Raw genomic sequence first — 18,843 nt, 5'->3', positions numbered from 1 at the left:
AGCATGGAAAAAACATTTAATTTAGCTCGTCGTGACGATGGTATTGCCATTTTAACAATGGACGTTCCTGGCGAAACCATGAACACCTTAAAAGAACAATTTGGTCCTGAAATTAGTGAAATATTAACTGAAATCAAAGCTGATAACAGCATTAAAGGCTTGGTTGTTATATCTGGTAAGGCTGATTCGTTTGTTGCCGGTGCCGATATCACCATGTTAGCAGCTTGCAAGAGTGAAGCTGATGCTAAGGCATTGTCACAACAAGGTCATGTGGTTTTTTCTGAGCTTGAAGGATTATCAATTCCTGTTGTTGCTGCTATCAATGGTGCTTGTTTAGGTGGTGGCTTAGAATTAGCGCTAGCGTGTCATTTACGCGTATGCAGTGACGATAAAAAAACCATGCTAGGGGTGCCTGAAGTGCAACTGGGTTTGTTGCCCGGCGGCGGCGGTACTCAGCGTTTACCTCGACTAGTCGGAATTGCAACTGCGTTAGATATGATGCTTACTGGCAAGCAAATTCGTCCTAAACAAGCATTAAAAATGGGGTTAGTGAATGATGTTGTGCCTAACTCTATTTTGCTTGAAACCGCGATAGAGCTAGCAAAAAAAAGTAAACAAGCTGCAAAACCTGTGGTGCAATCTAAAATTAATCAGTTTTTAGAATCATCTTCATTTACTCGCGATATTATGTTTGATCAAGCTCGCAAACAGGTAATGAAAAAAACTCAGGGGAATTATCCTGCGCCAGCTAAAATCATCGATTGTGTTCGTCAAGGTATGAATAAAGGCATGGTGAAAGGGCTTGAGGTTGAAGCAACTCATTTTGCTAATTTAGTGATGTCGAAAGAGTCGGCAGCATTACGTAGCTTGTTCTTTGCCACCACTGAAATGAAAAAAGAAACTGGTGCTGAAGGTGCTGTGCCACGCAAAGTTAAAAAAGTAATGGTATTAGGCGGTGGGTTAATGGGCGGTGGTATTGCGTCTGTAACAACCACTAAAGCTAAAATTCCAGCGCGTGTCAAAGACATTTCAGAGCAGGGATTAAGTAACGCACTATCATATGCTTACAAACTGCTAGATAAAGGCGTTAAGCGTCGTCATATGACACCTATAGCGCGTGACAATATCATGGCATTAATGACAACGACGACTGAATATACAGGTATTAAAGATGCCGATATCGTTGTTGAAGCGGTATTTGAAGATTTAGCACTTAAACATAAAATGGTTCAAGACGTTGAGCGTGAATGTGGTGAAAACACCATTTTTGCTTCTAATACGTCTTCATTACCGATTGGTCAGATTGCCGCAGCGGCAAGTCGTCCTGAAAATGTGATTGGCCTACATTACTTTTCTCCGGTAGAAAAAATGCCGTTAGTTGAGGTGATTGCCCATAAAACCACATCGCCAGAAACGATTGCAACTACAGTGGCGTTTGCACGCAAGCAAGGAAAGACACCTATTGTGGTTCAAGACGGCGCAGGTTTTTATGTAAACCGTATTCTAGCCCTGTATATGAACGAAGCTGCGCAGTTATTACTTGAAGGTCAACGTGTTGAACACCTAGATCGCGCATTAGTGAAGTTTGGTTTCCCTGTGGGACCGATGACTTTGCTTGATGAAGTGGGCATTGACGTAGGTGCTAAAATTTCGCCAATTTTAGAAAAAGAGCTCGGCGATCGCTTTAAAGCACCTGCAGCATTTGACAAGTTATTAGCCGATGACCGTAAGGGTCGTAAAAATGGTAAAGGTTTCTATCAATACGGACCTAAAGCTAAAAAAGCCAAATTGGTTGATGAATCCGTTTACAAAGTGCTCGATATCTTAATCGCTTCGGATAAAGAAGCAAAAGATGTGGCAGAGCGTTGTACTATTCAAATGCTCAATGAAGCTGTTCGTTGTCTTGAAGAAGGGATTATTGCCTCTGCAAGAGATGGTGACATCGGTGCTATATTCGGTATTGGCTTCCCGCCATTCTTGGGCGGCCCGTTCCGTTATATCGACACCTTAGGTGCAAGTAATTTAGTGGCAACTTTACAAGGTTATCAATCACTGTACGGTGACCGTTTCGCACCGTGTGATACGTTAGTAAAAATGGCTAGTGATGGCAGCCAATTTTATAAAAAGTAAACCGAGTGATTGTTATTGATAATATTTAGTTATCAAATTGTAAAAAAGCGGCAGTGAATTGCCGCTTTTTTATGTAACAAAGGCATACCTTTGCCTTATTTTTAATCAATCAGATACTTCTTTACGGTATAATGCCCGTTATTTAGTATGATAAGTCAAGGATGATAGCGTAAACGATCATACGAATGATATTTCGCCATTAAGCTGTAATCACCTCGATATAATGGCGTTAACATGATTGCTTGCGAGTCAAAGATGAATCGTAATGTTGTATAAGTAGGGATTAAGTTAACTGAGTTATTTGGAGTCAGCGATAATGCAGTTTAGTTGGTTATTCATGCTTATTTTAGTGAGTATTAGTAGTGGTTTTTTATTTGGTTTTGCAGCTTATCAGCATGGTTTAGCCGTAAAGCGATGGGGATGTGTAGGTTGTATATTAGGGCCACTCACTTACCCATTGTTTAGCACCCACAAACGCTTGGCTGATATGAAGGTTTGGCGACATGGCCGCTATAGAATAGAAGGTTAAACTCATTTTAGTTTGCTATATAAAAATTCAAATTCAAATTCAAAACAACAAAAAAGGAGCTTATGCTCCTTTTTTTATGGCTGATGGTTAATCATCAGTATCTCAATAATTACTTCCACCAAGCTCTAGCTTGGATGACTTCAAGGTGATTTAAACCTTCAGGCAATTTTACTTTTTTACGAGCTGGTTTTGCTAAACCAAGTGCTATTTTTAGAGAAGTAAACATAGGGTTCTCCTTAAGCTGTTTGGGTGTTAAGCAGTTTAACGCCCGGGATTTTAGCTGTTTGAGAGTTAAGCAGTTTAACACCTGGGATTTTAGCTGTTTGAGAGTTAAGCAGTTTAACGCCCGGGATTTTAGCTGTTTGAGAGTTAAGCAGTTTAACGCCCGGGATTTTAGCTGTTTGGGTGTTAAGCAGTTTAACGCCCGGGATTTTAGCTGTTTGAGAGTTAAGCAGTTTAACGCCCGGGATTTTAACTGTTTGAGTGTTAAGCAGTTTAACGCCCGGGATTTTAGCTGTTTGGGAGTTAAGCAATTTAACACCCGGGATTTTAGCTGTTCGAGTGTCTAACATGCTAACATTGCAAGTATTTGCTGCTTCGGTCATAGGACTATTTACCATTGAATAGCCATTGAATGATAATGCCGATAAAACCGCAACTGTAATTATTCCTTTAATCATTTTAATCTCTCTTATATTTTGTAATTGAAGCTCAGGGTTAAATAACAATATTATTTTGACAACTGAACTTGCATTTGCATTTGTTATGCCAAATATAAGAGGTAGTTATTTATTTTTCTTTAATGTACCGTTTAATGCTTCAAATTTAAGTTTGTCTGCATTCAACATAAGCTCAAAGTCAGCTTCTTTAATAGGCTTACTATAGATATAGCCTTGAATCTCTTCGCAATTAAGTGCTTTTAATATATTGAGTTGTGCGGTTTGTTCAACCCCTTCACCTACCACGGTCAGTCCCATATTGTGGGCAATAGTAATAATTGAATCGACCATCTTGAGGTCTCGGTCAGATTTATCTATGTCATCAACAAAGGTTTTATCGATCTTTAAGCAATTAATAGGAAATCGCTTTAGATAAGACAAAGAGGAATAACCTGTCCCAAAGTCGTCAAGAGCAAGGCTGACACCCATTTTAGCCAATTGCTGCATCACTTTAATCGCTTGTTCGGGATCTTTAATGACAGTTCCTTCAGTGATTTCAAGCTCTAAGTGTTTAGCTGGTAACTTTGTGAGTCGTAAAATTGACTCTATTCGTTGCTGTAAATCGGGCAGAGCAAATTGTCTTGACGATAAATTGACAGCAACACGACCACTAAATAATCCTAGTTCGAGCCATTTCTGCGCAGCAAAACACGCTTTTCGCAAGACGACATCACCAATTTCAACGATTAAACCATTTTCTTCGGCAAGGGGGATAAATTCATTCGGTCCAATCAGGCCTAATTTAGGATGATTTAATCTCACTAATGCTTCCATTCCGTTAAGACGATCTTTCTTCACATCGATTTTGGGTTGGTAATATACTTCAAACAAATCGTCTTTGAGTGCTTCTCTGATTAAACTTTCGATTTCAAGCTGACGTAAAGCATTTTGATTTAATGACTCAGAATAAAACTGATAGCGGTTGCCACCACCAGACTTAGCGTGATACATGGCGATATCTGCTTTACGTAACAATGCTTGCTCGTTTTGCTCGTCTTCAGGATAAAGCACAATTCCGATACTAATGCCTAGTACCAGTGAGTCATTATTAAGAGTGAAAGCTGGCTTTAGACAATTTATCACTTGCGTTGCAATGGCGGCACATGATCCGATATCAGGGTGTTGATCTACGAGTAAGGCAAATTCATCGCCGCCTAGACGGTATAAGCTGGCATGTTTTGGGATGGCTAACTTTATACGCTCAGCAACACCAATTAATAAGTCATCACCAATTTGATGGCCTAATGAGTCATTAATACGTTTAAAATTATCTAAATCAAGCACCATTAGGGTGTGATGAACATCCTTTTTAACTAGGTTGCTGAGTGTCACTTGCAAACTAGACCGATTGGGTAAACCGGTAAGTAAGTCATTATTGGTTAGTTTTCTGAGTTCTTCTTCTTGTTGTTTACGGCGAGTTATATCGGAAAACACGCCAACATAATGACTTGTGTCACCTTGTTCATTGTATATAGCGTCAATAGTCAGTTCCATTAAGAAATAATTGTCTTTACCTTTACTCGCTTCAACTTCGCCGCTCCAACGACCTTGCTGTTTTAGTAAGTTTCTTATTTGTTCTGAATAACTGGCTGGATAACGAGTGAAATTGAGTATTTCATGAGTAAATTTTTCCTTTGTCGAAGCTGCCAGTTCACAACAGGCATTATTGACTTCAACAAATTGATATTTTTCATTGAGAATAAACATCCCTTCAGAAATATTTTCAATTGCTCTAGCGAATAAACGAAGTTGCTCTTCTGCTTGCTTAATATTATTGATGTCTTTAATGGTGCCAGTCATTCGAAGGGGTACATCTTTCTGATCACGTTCAACTATCTTGGCTCTGTCTAAAATCCAGATCCACTCTTGGTTGCGCGCTTTAACGCGATAAGCAATTTCGAAGTGATCGGTTAGGGCATTGAAATGATCATTTAGCGCCCTTGTCACACGATCTCTATCGAGAGGGTGGATATTACTTTCTTCATCAGGATTACCCGAGCGACGACCGTCTTGAGGGAAGTCTAAAGAGCCCCATATATTAGAACGGTAGATTTTGCCACTTTCAATATCCCAGTCCCACATTTCATCGCCACTGCCCCATAATGATAATTTTAAACGTTCTTCACTCTGGGCTATTTTCTTTTGGATTTTTCTACGATGTATTGCTGATTTAATAATTAAAGTAATGATAATTATAATGATGGCAACATAAATTCCTATCGCTAGATTTGATAACCACCATGGTGGAGTTACTAATATCTTAATATTTCTTTCATTAGTCTCTTTTCCGGAAGAACGATTTTTTGCATAAATTTTAAAATTATATTTTCCAGGAGATAAATTAGTATAAGTTACGGAATTATTACCTTCAGTTGATAGCCATGTTTTTTCCAGATCTTCTAAATAATAAAAAAATTCAAAATCTTTATTGCTTTCCCCTAAGATATTAAATTTTATAGTGAATGGGTAGTCCGAATAGCGTAATGAGATTTTTTCAATATAATTAAGTGGTTCTTTCAATTTTTCCGAACCTACCTCTACCGGAGAATTAAATAGTAAAAGTTCTTCAAAGTTTATTTTGTTGCTTGGTTCTTTTTCTAGTGTTGATATGATCTCAATTGGATTAATTAGAAGCATACCATCAGGGCTTCCAAGTATTATTTCTTGACCCATACTAAGTGTTGCTTGTGTATTATAATCGTCAAAAGAACCATTTTCAGTATTCAAAATGTATTTTTTATTTTTATTAAGATCTAATAATATTACTTCTCTACTTGAAGCAATTGTAAGAGTATCTTCAATGCTTGTTATTGAATAAATTATCTTCTTTCTATCTATTATCTTTGTTATATTTTCATTTTTTAATACATAAACTGAATTTTTTGTTCCAAAAAATATACTATTTTTATTTTTTGTTAGGTTGAATACGAAATCTTGATTGAATATGTTTGTAAATATACCATTGTTATACTTTATCAAGCCGCTTTGTGATGCTATCCATAAAGTTTGTTTATCGAGTAAGGTGTCATATATAGGGAATCCCGTTTTTGTGTCTAAAAGGGTGATTATTTCTCCTTTAAAATTAAGCTTGTAAATTTTTCCATCAAAAGTAGAAGCAAAAAGGAAATTACCGTGTTTTTTAATATTGAAAATAATATCAGAAAGTAATTTTTTTTCTTCTTTTGTCGTATTATTTTTTAGTGTTAGACCGTCAGATGAGCCAATGAATAAGGTATCACCAATAGATATTATCGATTTAGGCCCATGATTAAGGTTGTTGACTTCAACAGTATTTGATATTGATTTGTTATATCGATAAATATTGCTTTTATTGTTAGCGATAAGTAATCCAGTATCAATGTTAGTCATAGACCAAATGTTTTTTTCTGGAGTATTTATCCTTTTTAGATAATTTTTATTTTGTGATATATCAAAATAACCATCAACATAGTTTGAAATGTAAATATGCTTTTTGTTTTGTGAAATAATAATGTTATTTAATCTTTCTTTTTTTAAATCTATAGTCCCGATCTTTTTTGTTTCTAATTTTTTGTTGATTAAATTTAGCTCGTATAGATGATTTTCAGACAATCCAAGTGTATGTTGTGAGTAAAAATTAGCCGATGAACTTAAGGCCTTAAATTTAAGCTTTGATAATAATAATACGCCGTCATTGATAATATAGATACCGTCATTAGTTACAGCTATTAAGCTATCTTTCATAGTTACTATATCATTAGTACCGCTTAATATTTTTGCAACACTTTGATTTTTAAATTCGAAAACATCACCATCAAAATTCCTAATAAATAATGATTCTTTGCTTTTTATTATTTTTTTGATCTCTTTAAATTTATTTTCATTAATGTCTAATATTATGTTTCTAGTCGCATTGGAATAAGTGATTATTCTATTTTCTAGACCAATGATCACACCTTCTTTCTGTTTCGAAAGTGACCAAATTGTTTGTTTACCAATTAAGTCTGATATTTCATTTTTAACAAATCTCTCTGTATTTTTGTTATACGATACAAGGCCTTTATCTGTCCCGACTAATAATGTGCCATTATCATCTATGAGTAAATTACGAATAAAAGAACTGGGTAGAGAATTTGCATTATCTTCTGCATAGAATTGCTTAAATTCATTGCCGTCGAAACGATTTAATCCATTGATAGTACCAACCCAAACGTAACCCTCTGGATCTTCTACGATGGCAGTTACTGTGTCCTGAGACAAACCATCTGCAACACCATAATTAGTGTAGTTTAGTAGTAGATCGAAATTTGATTCTGTGTCATCAGCTTCAATGGCTGCAGCGCCAAAGCTGAAAATAAAATAAACACAGATAAAGAGTAAAATTTTAGGCATAGATTTATACTTATTCTCTTTTGATGCCGCAAAGAAGTTCATGAATTGTCTACTTTTTCAGAAAGCAGGCCCTTTGTCAAAAGCATGTTAACAAAAAAGGTGTGATTGATAGAATATTACTCAATTATCGCTGTAAAATTTGTTTATAGTTATTTTTTAATCAATTAGTTATGTAATACTAAGGTTTTATTTGGTCGCTTGTACTGTTAACAATGATTGAGACATTTTGTTAATCTAATTTCGATTTATCTCGCTTTATATTTTTTAGACCTTTAAACGTCGATGCTGGTTAAAACTGAAATTTATCTGCTTGATGTTTGAATGTTTTTAAGTCGACAATCATATTATCTGAACGAAGGCTTGTTTGGCTGTGATGTTGTTCACCACTGTTAAACAAGACTAAACGGTCACAATCTCTACTGCGCATGTGAGCCACCATAAACTTGATCAAGTGAGCTCTGGTGAGCTTTTCGACTTCCGCGACGACCATTTCACGTTGATTAAATCCATAATCGCGGTTACCTAAGCTCACCCAATAGCGTTGGCTGCGTGTTTTTAGGTTGGTATCGTGTTCCATTATTTGACTTATCATACCTTGCTTTGTGCTTTCCCATTGTTCATTGGTTATTTGCATAACGGCATAATTAAAGTCGGCGATGAATTCGTCGATTGCTTCGAGAAGTTGTCTTGGACCTGTAGTAGGGGACTGCACATAAAAAATCATCCCTGGATGTCGGTTTAACGGTAAGTAACCTGTCCCAACCATGTAGCCTAATTGTTGTTTAGTGCGTAACTCATGAAAAAAGGTAGATGACATTGTATGGTTCAGTAGACTGAATAACGCCACACGTTCTGGTGTCGCCATCCGAGACTGATAGTAAACAATAATGGCACTATCTTGATGGGAAATGGTTTTTTCGCGAAGTAATGAACCTCTTTTATCTAGGTTGATAAGTTCGCGTGAAGACTCTGCGCTTGGTTTGGTGACTAAAGACAATAGATGTTGCAAACGCTTGCCGAGTTGTTGTGCTTCTTCAACCAGCCAATCTCCGTATACCAAACCTTCGAGGTAAACCTTTTTGTAAAATGCGCTGACATGATTATGTAAATCATCAAGTGTCAGTAGCGTGAGTTCTTCAGCCATTCTAGCGGGTTCAAAACTTCTTTTTTGTAGCGATACGGTTAAGCTGGTAAATAATTGAGATATTGGCTTAGCTTGAGCAACATTATTCCAGCTGCGTAATATCTGATTTTTAATCATACTAAAGCGTTGTTCGGTAAAGTTACGCTCGCGGGCTTTGTTGATGATTAGAGTGAGGAGCTTTTCTTGGTTACCCGTAAAACCGGTTAAATGCAGGGTAATGCCGCCTTGGTGAGGGTAAATATTGTAGTTAAGGCCAGCAACCTCTGCTTGGTATGTTGGTTCAGTCAGATAATCGATAAGCATTTCAACGTATAGTCTTGTTAATGCTGCTTGTCTAGGGGTTGAGCTCGCTTGATCTGAGTCTAACGATAAGTATAAATGCCCTTTAGGAACATTGAATTCATCATCTTTTTTATGCCAAATACGGTAACCTTCGCCTTCTGCAACAATAGTGGGTACTGGAGTATCGCTTTTGTCTGCCCTAGCTTGCGGGTTGGCGACAATAAACGGATTTCTTTCCGGAAGTTTAAGTGACTCTCTTACCGTAACGGAAGACCATTTTGCTATTTGTTGGGGTTGTAATGATCTCACTTGGTACGGAGTGTCGTACCATTTTGCTTGATTATCGACCTGTGATTCTTTTGCAACCGTGAGTAAGCGCATATTAGCTGCCGACATCATAGATAGCAGTTGTGTTGTTTCATCCTCTAGCATTTCATCCATGCGATAGTCGCCATAAATAATGTCTTCAATATCATAATGGTGCATGTTGATACTGAGATGGCTTGCTAAATCCAAGGTTTTGATCTGTTCTTGGAATCGAAACGCAGTGTTAAGTAAATTGGCTCGCTCTTGGTAACGCCATGCTTGTACACCTTGCAGCTTAATCAATTCAATGTATTCAAATACACAAGTTACCACTTCATCAAGCTCTGTAAATCCCTTGTCGGTTAATTGTATGCTGATTGAATAATCTTTGAAGTTGTAACCATTAACCCCACCGCCAGCAGATAAGTTATTGGCTAACCCCTGTACTTTTAAATAGGACAGTAAACTCCCTGGGCTTTCATTACCGAGTAAATGGCTGATAAAGGTGAGTGGTTTTCGCTTATAAAATTGGTCTATCTCTGGCAGTGAAAAACTAATACTGACTCGTTTTTGATCTTTCAACGGTACAATTTGTATATGTTTTTGACGTTGGTCCTTCGTTATCATTGCTTCAGATGAATAGTGTTTACTTACATTTCTATTGATAATGTTTGAGAAGTATTTTTTAACGATGGTGTCTAGCTCTGCAATAGGGCGTGGAGCGACAACGCACAATGTCATAATATTAGCACTGTAATGTTGTTGATAAAAAGCCAGCAGTTCATCCCGTATGTCTGCTTGTTTACCCGCTAAAGTTGTTTGGTTACCGACAGAGAATTTTGAAAATGGATGTTTTGGATTAACGGTTTCTTTTTGAACTTGGTAAACTCGGCGAATATCATCTTTTAATTTTAAGCTAAATTCAGATTCGATTGCCTGCCTTTCACGATCCACTAACTCTAAGTCAAACTTTGGGGCAATAAAAAATTGACTGAATCGGTCTAATGAACCTTCTAAGGCTTCGGCATTAATGCTATAGAAAAAGTTAGTTTGTTCTGTGCCTGTCCAAGCATTATTACTGCCACCATGTTGATTAATATAAGCGTGGTATTCTCCTGAATCTGGATATTTCTCGGTGCCTAAAAATAACATGTGCTCAAGGAAATGCGCCATACCTGGTCGGTCAACAGGATCGTCAAAATGACCAACACTAACCGCCATAGATGCGGCTGCTTGATTTGATTGCATGTCTTCAACCAATAGCACTCGAAGTTGGTTGTTCAACACTCGATATTGGTATTGGCGATGATCATTTTGGCTTTTATAAACTGCTGGAAATTCAGGCAAGAGGAGACTCCAGAAAAGATAACTTGTTATATATTGATCTTGTTATTACTTTTTAGCAAATTACCTTGGTCAGTTTTATTCAATTATCGACTAAAGTTTATCTAAATATGCTCAATTCTAGGTTTGTTGTTGCGCTGATTAACGCTACAATTGGTTAAGAATGATAATAAAAACATCACGAGAGAAGTATGCAGCTATTTTTGATGCGCCATGGTGAAGCGAGTTTTGATGCTCTGTCCGATAGGGAACGAAAGTTAACTGAAACAGGCCGTATTCAAACTGGCTACATGGCTAATTGGTTAGCAAAACAGGTCAGCCATTTTGATTTGGTGATTGTGAGCCCTTATTTACGTGCGCAGCAAACGTGGCAAGAAGTCAGTAAACACTTAGCTGAACCCCGTAAGTGGTTAGTACTTGATGATGTGACTCCCTCTAGCGATGCTAAAGTGGCGATAGATGTTGTGTTGGCTTATGCCGAGCAATATAAAGCCGATAATGTATTGGTTATAGCACATATGCCAATTTTAGGATTTATGGTCAGCGAGCTTGTGGCGGGGGTTGAGCCACCTTTGTTTGCTACCTCTGCGGTGGCTCACATAGACAAACATACGCATAACGCGAGTTTTGTCGCAATGACAGCACCACATCAAGTTGTTGTGTAATGGCAATAACGTTTTGAATCACATCTGAATAAAAAAAGGTAAGTGATTACTTACCTTTTTTATGTTCGCGCTTATTTCTTCGTATTAACGTCGGTGAGGCTGTTCACCAATATCAATTAATACCAATAACGCGGCATCGCCACCCCATTCTTTGGGTGCTTGGTGAAACGCTTTTACGTTTGGGTGTTGTGCTAACCACATTGGTGTTTGCTGTTTTAAAATACCCATTCCATAGCCGTGCATTACGCAGCAACAAATCGTGTTTTGCTTAACACATGCTTGGATAAGTGCGGCTAATTCAAGTTTGGCTTCTGCTTGACGCATGCCATGCAAATCAAGCAACAGGTCCGGAGAATAGTCACCACGCCTTAAGCGTTTTAATTCATGCTTATCTGTGCTGGTATTAATCCAACGCATAGGGCCACCTACCGGCAGAAGCGGCTGATATGTATCCGAAAAATAGCTATCAGCATGAATCTGCTGTTCTTTTATTTCGAACTGTTGTTTGGCTTTGACAGGCTGTTTAAAGTGGTGAGTATCTTGCCTTAGCGGTTTGATACCCTCGATTAATGCACTAAACAGCGATAAGTCTGGATAATTATCGTCTTTCATGGGCGTATTGTATTGAATTCTAGGTCATCTTAATAGACATCAGTTACAATAGCGCAGAACAATTTTTAAGGAGTGTGTTTTGGATAAGATCTTTGTAGATGAAGCTGTCACTGAGTTACGTACTATAGCTGATATGTTACGTTGGGCTGTCAGCCGTTTTAATGATGCCAATATTTATTATGGTCACGGAACGGATAATGCTTGGGACGAAGCCATTGCATTGGTTTTTGATGCTCTACACTTACCAGAAGATATCGGCCAGCAGGTTATTTTAAGTAACCTGACCAGTAGCGAAAAACACAAAATCGTTGAATTAATTATTCGCCGTGTACGTGAACGTTTACCGGTACCGTATTTGACCAATAAAGCCAAATTTGCGGGTCTTGAATTTTATGTTGATGAACGCGTACTGGTTCCGCGTTCGCCGATTGCCGAAATGATCAATCATCATTTTAGCCCATGGTTATATAACAAACCGGTTAATCGCATTATGGATTTATGTACTGGCAGTGCTTGTATTGCCATTGCTTGTGCCTATGCGTTTGAAGATGCTGAAGTTGACGCATTAGATATTAGCGAAGACGCACTTGAAGTTGCCCAAATTAATATTGAATCTTTGGGCGTGTTGGATCGTGTTTTCCCGATGCAATCCGATTTATTCTCAGCGATTCCAAAAGGCCAGCATTACGACTTAATTGTGTCTAACCCTCCATATGTAGATGCACAAGATATTGGTGATATGCCTGAAGAGTATCATCACGAACCTGCTATTGGGTTAGCGTCTGGCAATGATGGCTTAGATTTAACCAAGCGTATCTTAGCTAATGCGGCAGATTATTTAACAGAAACTGGTTTGCTAGTCGTTGAAGTCGGTAATTCAATGGTGCATTTGATTGAGCAATATCCTGATATGCCATTTGCTTGGGTTGATTTTGAATTTGGCGGTGATGGCGTGTTTGTATTAACCCGTGATCAGCTAGTTGAAAATGAATCACTTTTCGCCATCTATAAAGATAGTGAATAATAGCGACAAGAATCGCACTCAATGAAGTGAATAATTAATAGAGGTAGTTAACGCGCATGTCAGGAAATAGTATTGGTCAAAACTTTGTTGTTACAACATTTGGTGAAAGCCATGGTGTTGCTTTAGGTTGTATCATTGATGGTTGCCCTCCAGGACTGGAGTTAACCGTTGAAGATATGCAACATGATTTAGACCGTCGTCGTCCTGGCACGTCACGTTATACAACGGCACGCCGTGAAGCTGATGAAGTAAGAATTTTGTCAGGAGTGTTTGAAGGTAAAACCACTGGCACCTCTATTGGTTTGTTGATTGAGAATACCGATCAACGTAGCCAAGACTATTCAGATATTAAAGACACGTTTCGTCCTGGTCATGCAGATTATACCTACCAACAAAAGTATGGCATGCGTGATTACCGTGGCGGCGGGCGCTCGTCTGCACGCGAAACGGCAATGCGAGTTGCCGCAGGTGCGGTAGCAAAAAAATACCTCAAGCAAGTGCACGGCATTGAAATTCATGGCTACCTTGCTCAACTAGGACCTATTAGCGCTGACACTATTGATTTGACTCAAATTGAGCAAAATGCATTTTTCTTCCCTGATGCCAGTAAATTAGAAGCGTTAGATGAGTACATGCGTGGCTTACGTAAATCTGGTGATTCAATAGGCGCCAAAATTACTGTTGCAGCCACTGGTGTTCCTGTGGGATTAGGCGAACCCGTATTTGATCGCCTTGATGCTGATATCGCGCATGCGTTAATGGGCATTAATGCCGTTAAAGGTGTTGAAATTGGTGATGGCTTTGGTGTTGTTACTCAAAAAGGTTCAGAAGGTCGTGATTTAATGTCACCACAAGGTTTTGCATCTAACCATGCAGGTGGCGTATTGGGCGGCATTTCATCTGGCCAACCTGTTGTGGCTCATATTGCGCTAAAACCTACCTCGAGCATTAGCGTACCAGGTCAAAGCATGACAGTGCAGGGCGAAACAATCGATATGATCACCAAAGGTCGTCATGATCCTTGTGTGGGTATTCGCGCCGTGCCTATTGCTGAAGCGATGCTCGCGATTGTATTGATGGATCACTTGTTAAGACATCGTGCGCAAAACCAAGATGTTACTAGTCAAACACCCGTTATCGGAATGCGATAATGTCCTCATTGAAACCCGCTGAACCAGATTTACGCTGGCTCAGCGCTTGTTATTTCTTTTTCTTTTCTATTCTTGGCATCATGGTTCCCTATTTGGGGGTTTTCTTTGATAGCCGAGGTTTCAATGCCCAAGAGATAGGTTTTTTGTTGGCCATTTTAATGGCCACTCGAATTGTCGCGCCTAACGTATGGGCGGCTGTAGCCGATCGCACTGGTATGCGAGCAGAATTGATAAAGCTTGGCTCCTTTGCTGCAGCGATTACCTATACCAGTTTTTTCTTCGACGGCAGCTTCATGTATCTTGCGGTTAGTTTAGCCATATACACTTTCTTTTGGAATTCCATTCTTGCTCAGTTAGAAGTGATTACGTTAGAAACTTTGGGTGATAAAGCTGAACGTTATGGTGCCATTCGAAGTTGGGGCAGTGTTGGTTATATTATTTTGGTGATAAGTGGTGGATTAGCGATTGATCACTGGGGCCCCGAAGTGTTGCCTTATATGGGGATGATACTGTTTTTAGGTTTGTTTGCTTGCTCATTACCTCTACCTGCTAATCGCAGTGTGGTAGTCAATAAAGCGGAGCGTCCTAAACTGACATTTGATAAATCATTAGTGTGGTTTATGTTATCTGCAATGTTACTGCAGATGAGTGTCGGACCATTTTATGGTTTTTTTGTACTGTATCTAAAGCAGGTTGGTTACTCTGAGACTATCGCTGGAATGTTAGTTGCTTTGGGTGTGTTAGCCGAAATTATTATTTTCTTTTATTCATCCCGTCTTATTCGTCAATACGGTATTCGAGTATTGCTTGTGGTGAGCATTCTGTTAACCGCCGTTCGTTGGTTACTATTGGCTTTTGGTGTTGAACACGTTTCCTTATTGGTTATTAGCCAACTATTGCATGCTTTCACTTTTGGTTTAGTCCATGCAGCTTCAATCCATTTTATTCATCGTCATTTTTCCATCAGCCATCGAAGTACTGGCCAAGCACTATATGCCAGTGTCAGCTTTGGTGTGGGTGGCGCATTAGGCACGTGGATCAGTGGCATTATTTGGGGTGATGGCAGTAGCACTATGTGGGTGTGGGTCTTTGCTGCCGCTTGTGCATTTTTGTCTATGATAGCGGTATTGCTTATCCCCAATATTAATGGCCAACCAGCGACTAATCTATAATTGGTTCAATAGATAATTTATTTACTTTTCATTTTTGACACAGAAGTTATGCTATCAGCAAGGAGTTAGTGTGAAACGTTTTCGCTTAGGTGTAATCATTAATCCATTAGCTGGCCTCGGAGGCAGTGTTGCTTTAAAAGGTTCTGATGGTGTTGCCGTAGAAGCTATTGCAAAAGGGGCTATTCCCAAAGCACAGATGCGAATGCAACAAGCTCTGAATGTGATTTTACCTTTCGTTAAACAAATCGATATTATTACTGCATCTGGTGAAATGGGCGGGAGCTTATGTCGTCAAATGGGTTTTTCGACTCAAGATGTATATACCGCGTTAGAAACAACCTCAATTGAAAAAACGTCTGCAATAGATACCCAACAAGCGGTTAAATGCTTACTTGATCATCAATTAGATTTGTTACTGTTTGCTGGCGGAGACGGTACTGCCCGTGATATTTATGCTGTAGTTGATGACGCATTTCCGGTGTTAGGTGTACCAGCGGGTGTTAAAATTCACTCGGGTGTATACGGTATTACCCCGCATGCTTCTGGGCTCGTTGTCAGCATGTTACTTAAAGGTGAACTCGTGAGCTTAATGTCTGCTGATGTAATGGACATTGATGAGATCGCGTTTAGGCAGGGTATTGTAAAAGCGAAACGATTTGGTGAAATGACGGTTCCTGCTGCGCCACGATATATACAAGCCGTGAAAATGGGCGGTAAAGAAGTTGATGAATTAGTGTTGGCCGATATTGCCGCCGATGTGATTGAATCAATGGACGATGAGCTTTATATCATGGGTTCAGGCAGCACCGTAGCGGCAGTCATGGAAGACCTTGGTTTAGAAAATACTTTGCTTGGTGTTGATGTTATTCAGCATAAAAGCGTGATTGCTAAGGATGTTACCGCGCAACAATTACTCGCGTTGATTGCCGATAAAAAAAGGTATTCTAGCGTCAAGCTAGTGATTACATTAATCGGTGGGCAAGGGCATATATTGGGTCGTGGCAATCAGCAGTTGTCACCGGAACTGATCCGGCAACTAGAAAAAGACAATATTTTAATCCTGGCCACAAAAACTAAGCTAAAAGCACTTGAAGGTAGGCCATTAATTGTGGATAGTGGCGACCCTGAATTAGATAAAGCACTCACTGGCTATTACAAAATAGTCACGGGTTACCATGATTACGTAATGTATCAAGTAGCCAACCCAGATTTAGTGGAGAACTAGAGCATGTTAGAACAGTACGATGCAGCATTAGAGTCTTGGATTGAAGACAGTGTTAGCCACAGCGATGACGATGCGTTATTTGCTTGTGGTTATTTACAAGGCCACGTCGCCGTTGTATTAGCTGAATTAGAAGTCGAACCTGAACAAGATTTACCTGCGCTTGATCAAAAGTTGGTTAAATGTCTTGCGTTGGCAAATGAAGAATTAGATGAACATGATTTTTCATTAGTGGAAGCTGCATGGCAGCAGTTACGTCAACGTATTGTCGCTCAAGCGGCATAACCCGGAATAGATAAACAGCTTTTATGGTAAATTCCTCATTGCAACAAGTCACTATAGGTTTAGTTAATCCCAAAACGCCGGTCAATGTTGGCGGCATTATGCGAGCAGCTGGTTGCTACGGTGTTGATAACGTTTGCTATACCGGAAAACGTTATGAATTGGCGGCTAAGTCGGGTGATGCTCAATACGATGTTGACACTAAAGATGCTGCCAAGCGTATTCCTTTAACTGGTGTCGAGTCATTACTTGATAGTGTGCCTGATGGCGCAACCATAGTCTGTGTCGATCTTGTTGTTGGGGCGACGCCGTTGCCTTTATTTATTCATCCAGATAATGCCTTTTATATATTCGGTCCGGAAGACGGCACTATTCCACAGCAATTAATTGATGCTGCTGATGATGTTGTGTATGTACCGACTGTAGGGTGTATGAATTTAGCTGCATCTGTGAATGTTTTGCTCTATGACCGTTTGGCTAAAACGAGTCAAATTAAAGCTGATGATGAATTAATTAAGCAAAGTCGTGACAATAATAATCGCACCAAAGTGAAACACTGGTTGAAGTCACTTTGATGAAATAACCGTATTGCACTTTAGATAATGCCGAATGAGAAATCATTCGGCATTTTTGTTTACGCGTTGTTACGCACAATCGCCGACAGCAATACTCGTCAATAGAAAAACCAGTGTTGTATGATTGAATGGTCAATATATACTGTTGTATCATCTAACCCAAGAGCATAAACATTTCAAATAGAAGCTCGATATCATGGTTGTTGTTTAATGTTAGATATCAAATCAGTGATATAAATATTAAACATCAGTGGTTCAAAGCTTGATGAAGCGACTTATGTGGTAGACATTAGAGATTAGAGATTAGAGATTAGAGATTAGAGATTAGGAAAGGCAATCGCCATTCATGATGATGTTTTCCATAAAGTTAACTTGTCACTATTTAGCTTGATGGCTTGGTAATGAATGCCTCTGAATTCGGCTTTAGTTAAGCATACACATTAGAAATCAATATTAGGAATGCATAGATGTCGATATTAAAGAAACTGTGTCAGTGGCTACCGTTTGGAAAAGTACCCGAAATGAGCGCCCAAGAATTACATAAACGACTTCAGAAGAATGATATTCAGATTGTAGATGTTCGCTCAAAAATGGAATGGCACAAGTCGCATATTGAAGGCTCTAAAAACCTACCTATCACGTCGCTTTCTATTGATACGATAAAACAGCTTGAATTATCACCAGAGGTAACAACTGTCGTGATATGTCTCTCTGCCCATCGCAGTATCCCTGGGGTTAGAAAACTTAAACAGTTTGGATTTACTGATGTATATCAACTTGAAGGTGGGATGCTGAGTTGGTGGAAATTATCGCTACCAACATCGAAATAACACACTAGAAAAGAGACTCAACTGATGAAGTTAATATTTTTTGTTCAGGGGGTATAAATGTCGTCTGGGCTCATAGCAGTTTTTATTTTTTGAGTCCGGCGAGTGACACTAATCATTTCATACTCTCTGGACGAGCTATACAAATTAATTAACATGTGAGATTGAGGTTAAAATATAAAAAAGGGGGCACGATAAAGATATAGTTCTGATTGCAGATAATTAAAGCAGGGAAATTATAAGGAAAGGTATAACAATAGAAAATGGTTGCGGGAGTAGGACTTGATAAAAATCTAAGACCTTCGACTCTTTGTTTATAAAAAGCTGAGCATGACGACAGGAACCAATTGTACAATGGGATTTTAAGGGTTTAAAAAGGGAGTTAATTGAAATGAGAAAATTACTAATAGAAAATGGTTGCGGGAGTAGGACTTGAACCTACGACCTTCGGGTTATGAGCCCGACGAGCTACCAACTGCTCCATCCCG

Annotated in this window: 14 protein-coding genes; 10 read left to right on the top strand and 4 right to left on the bottom strand. The window is 38.9% G+C overall.

Annotated features, from left to right (window positions below):
• Positions 1-3 precede the first annotated feature (3 nt).
• A complete protein-coding gene (gene fadJ / locus AAEY94_RS18765) occupies positions 4-2,130 on the top strand; it encodes a fatty acid oxidation complex subunit alpha FadJ (RefSeq protein WP_101087200.1) in 2,127 nt (708 codons plus the stop codon).
• Between the two features lie 316 nt (positions 2,131-2,446).
• Positions 2,447-2,659, top strand: a complete 213-nt coding sequence (locus AAEY94_RS18760; RefSeq protein ID WP_101086592.1) for a hypothetical protein — start codon at positions 2,447-2,449, stop codon at positions 2,657-2,659.
• 236 nt (positions 2,660-2,895) lie between these two features.
• Here the strand turns inward: AAEY94_RS18760 and AAEY94_RS18755 are convergent, their stop codons facing one another.
• The 3 genes from AAEY94_RS18755 to AAEY94_RS18745 form a co-directional block, all read right to left on the bottom strand.
• Positions 2,896-3,339 carry a hypothetical protein gene (locus tag AAEY94_RS18755; RefSeq protein ID WP_350979594.1) on the bottom strand — a complete coding sequence of 148 codons (444 nt, stop codon included), beginning with the start codon at positions 3,337-3,339 and terminating at the stop codon, positions 2,896-2,898.
• A 105-nt stretch (positions 3,340-3,444) separates the two neighbouring features.
• Positions 3,445-7,791 carry an EAL domain-containing protein gene (locus tag AAEY94_RS18750; protein WP_350979592.1) on the bottom strand — a complete coding sequence of 1,449 codons (4,347 nt, stop codon included), beginning with the start codon at positions 7,789-7,791 and terminating at the stop codon, positions 3,445-3,447.
• 247 nt (positions 7,792-8,038) lie between these two features.
• Positions 8,039-10,828, bottom strand: coding sequence for an insulinase family protein (locus AAEY94_RS18745; RefSeq protein WP_101086595.1), 2,790 nt, complete (start codon positions 10,826-10,828; stop codon positions 8,039-8,041).
• A gap of 188 nt (positions 10,829-11,016) precedes the next feature.
• Between AAEY94_RS18745 and sixA the strand changes: the two genes are divergently transcribed.
• A complete protein-coding gene (sixA, locus tag AAEY94_RS18740) occupies positions 11,017-11,490 on the top strand; it encodes a phosphohistidine phosphatase SixA (RefSeq protein ID WP_101086596.1) in 474 nt (157 codons plus the stop codon).
• Positions 11,491-11,574: 84 nt separating this feature from the next.
• Here sixA and smrB read toward each other — a convergent pair whose 3' ends face one another.
• On the bottom strand, positions 11,575-12,102 hold the full coding sequence (gene smrB / locus AAEY94_RS18735; protein WP_101086597.1) for an endonuclease SmrB: 528 nt from the start codon (positions 12,100-12,102) through the stop codon (positions 11,575-11,577).
• Between the two features lie 79 nt (positions 12,103-12,181).
• Here smrB and prmB point away from each other — a divergent pair, with 79 nt between their 5' ends.
• The 7 genes from prmB (at position 12,182) to AAEY94_RS18700 (ending at position 18,358) form a co-directional block, all read left to right on the top strand.
• Positions 12,182-13,126 (top strand): 50S ribosomal protein L3 N(5)-glutamine methyltransferase, encoded by a 945-nt coding sequence (gene prmB / locus AAEY94_RS18730; protein WP_101086598.1) that lies wholly within the window; start codon positions 12,182-12,184, stop codon positions 13,124-13,126.
• 56 nt (positions 13,127-13,182) lie between these two features.
• On the top strand, positions 13,183-14,277 hold the full coding sequence (aroC, locus tag AAEY94_RS18725) for a chorismate synthase (protein ID WP_059744462.1): 1,095 nt from the start codon (positions 13,183-13,185) through the stop codon (positions 14,275-14,277).
• Positions 14,277-15,449 carry an MFS transporter gene (locus tag AAEY94_RS18720; protein ID WP_350979588.1) on the top strand — a complete coding sequence of 391 codons (1,173 nt, stop codon included), beginning with the start codon at positions 14,277-14,279 and terminating at the stop codon, positions 15,447-15,449. Before aroC ends, AAEY94_RS18720 begins: the two co-directional genes overlap by 1 nt.
• A 70-nt stretch (positions 15,450-15,519) precedes the next feature.
• Complete coding sequence (locus AAEY94_RS18715) at positions 15,520-16,674, top strand: ATP-NAD kinase family protein (RefSeq protein WP_101086600.1); 1,155 nt, start codon at positions 15,520-15,522, stop codon at positions 16,672-16,674.
• 3 nt (positions 16,675-16,677) lie between these two features.
• The gene (locus AAEY94_RS18710; protein WP_101086601.1) at positions 16,678-16,956 is read left to right on the top strand and encodes a YfcL family protein; all 279 of its coding nucleotides are present in this window, start codon (positions 16,678-16,680) and stop codon (positions 16,954-16,956) included.
• Positions 16,957-16,979: 23 nt separating this feature from the next.
• Positions 16,980-17,528, top strand: a complete 549-nt coding sequence (locus AAEY94_RS18705; RefSeq protein WP_101086602.1) for an RNA methyltransferase — start codon at positions 16,980-16,982, stop codon at positions 17,526-17,528.
• A 467-nt stretch (positions 17,529-17,995) separates the two neighbouring features.
• Positions 17,996-18,358, top strand: a complete 363-nt coding sequence (locus tag AAEY94_RS18700; protein ID WP_101086603.1) for a rhodanese-like domain-containing protein — start codon at positions 17,996-17,998, stop codon at positions 18,356-18,358.
• Positions 18,359-18,843: the final 485 nt, after the last annotated feature.

The sequence above is a fragment of the Shewanella sp. AC34-MNA-CIBAN-0136 genome (assembly GCF_040309945.1).
Classification (GTDB): Bacteria; Pseudomonadota; Gammaproteobacteria; order Enterobacterales; family Shewanellaceae; genus Shewanella.
Note: the sequence above shows the minus strand (reverse complement) of the source record. Positions and strands in the feature narration are given on the sequence as shown.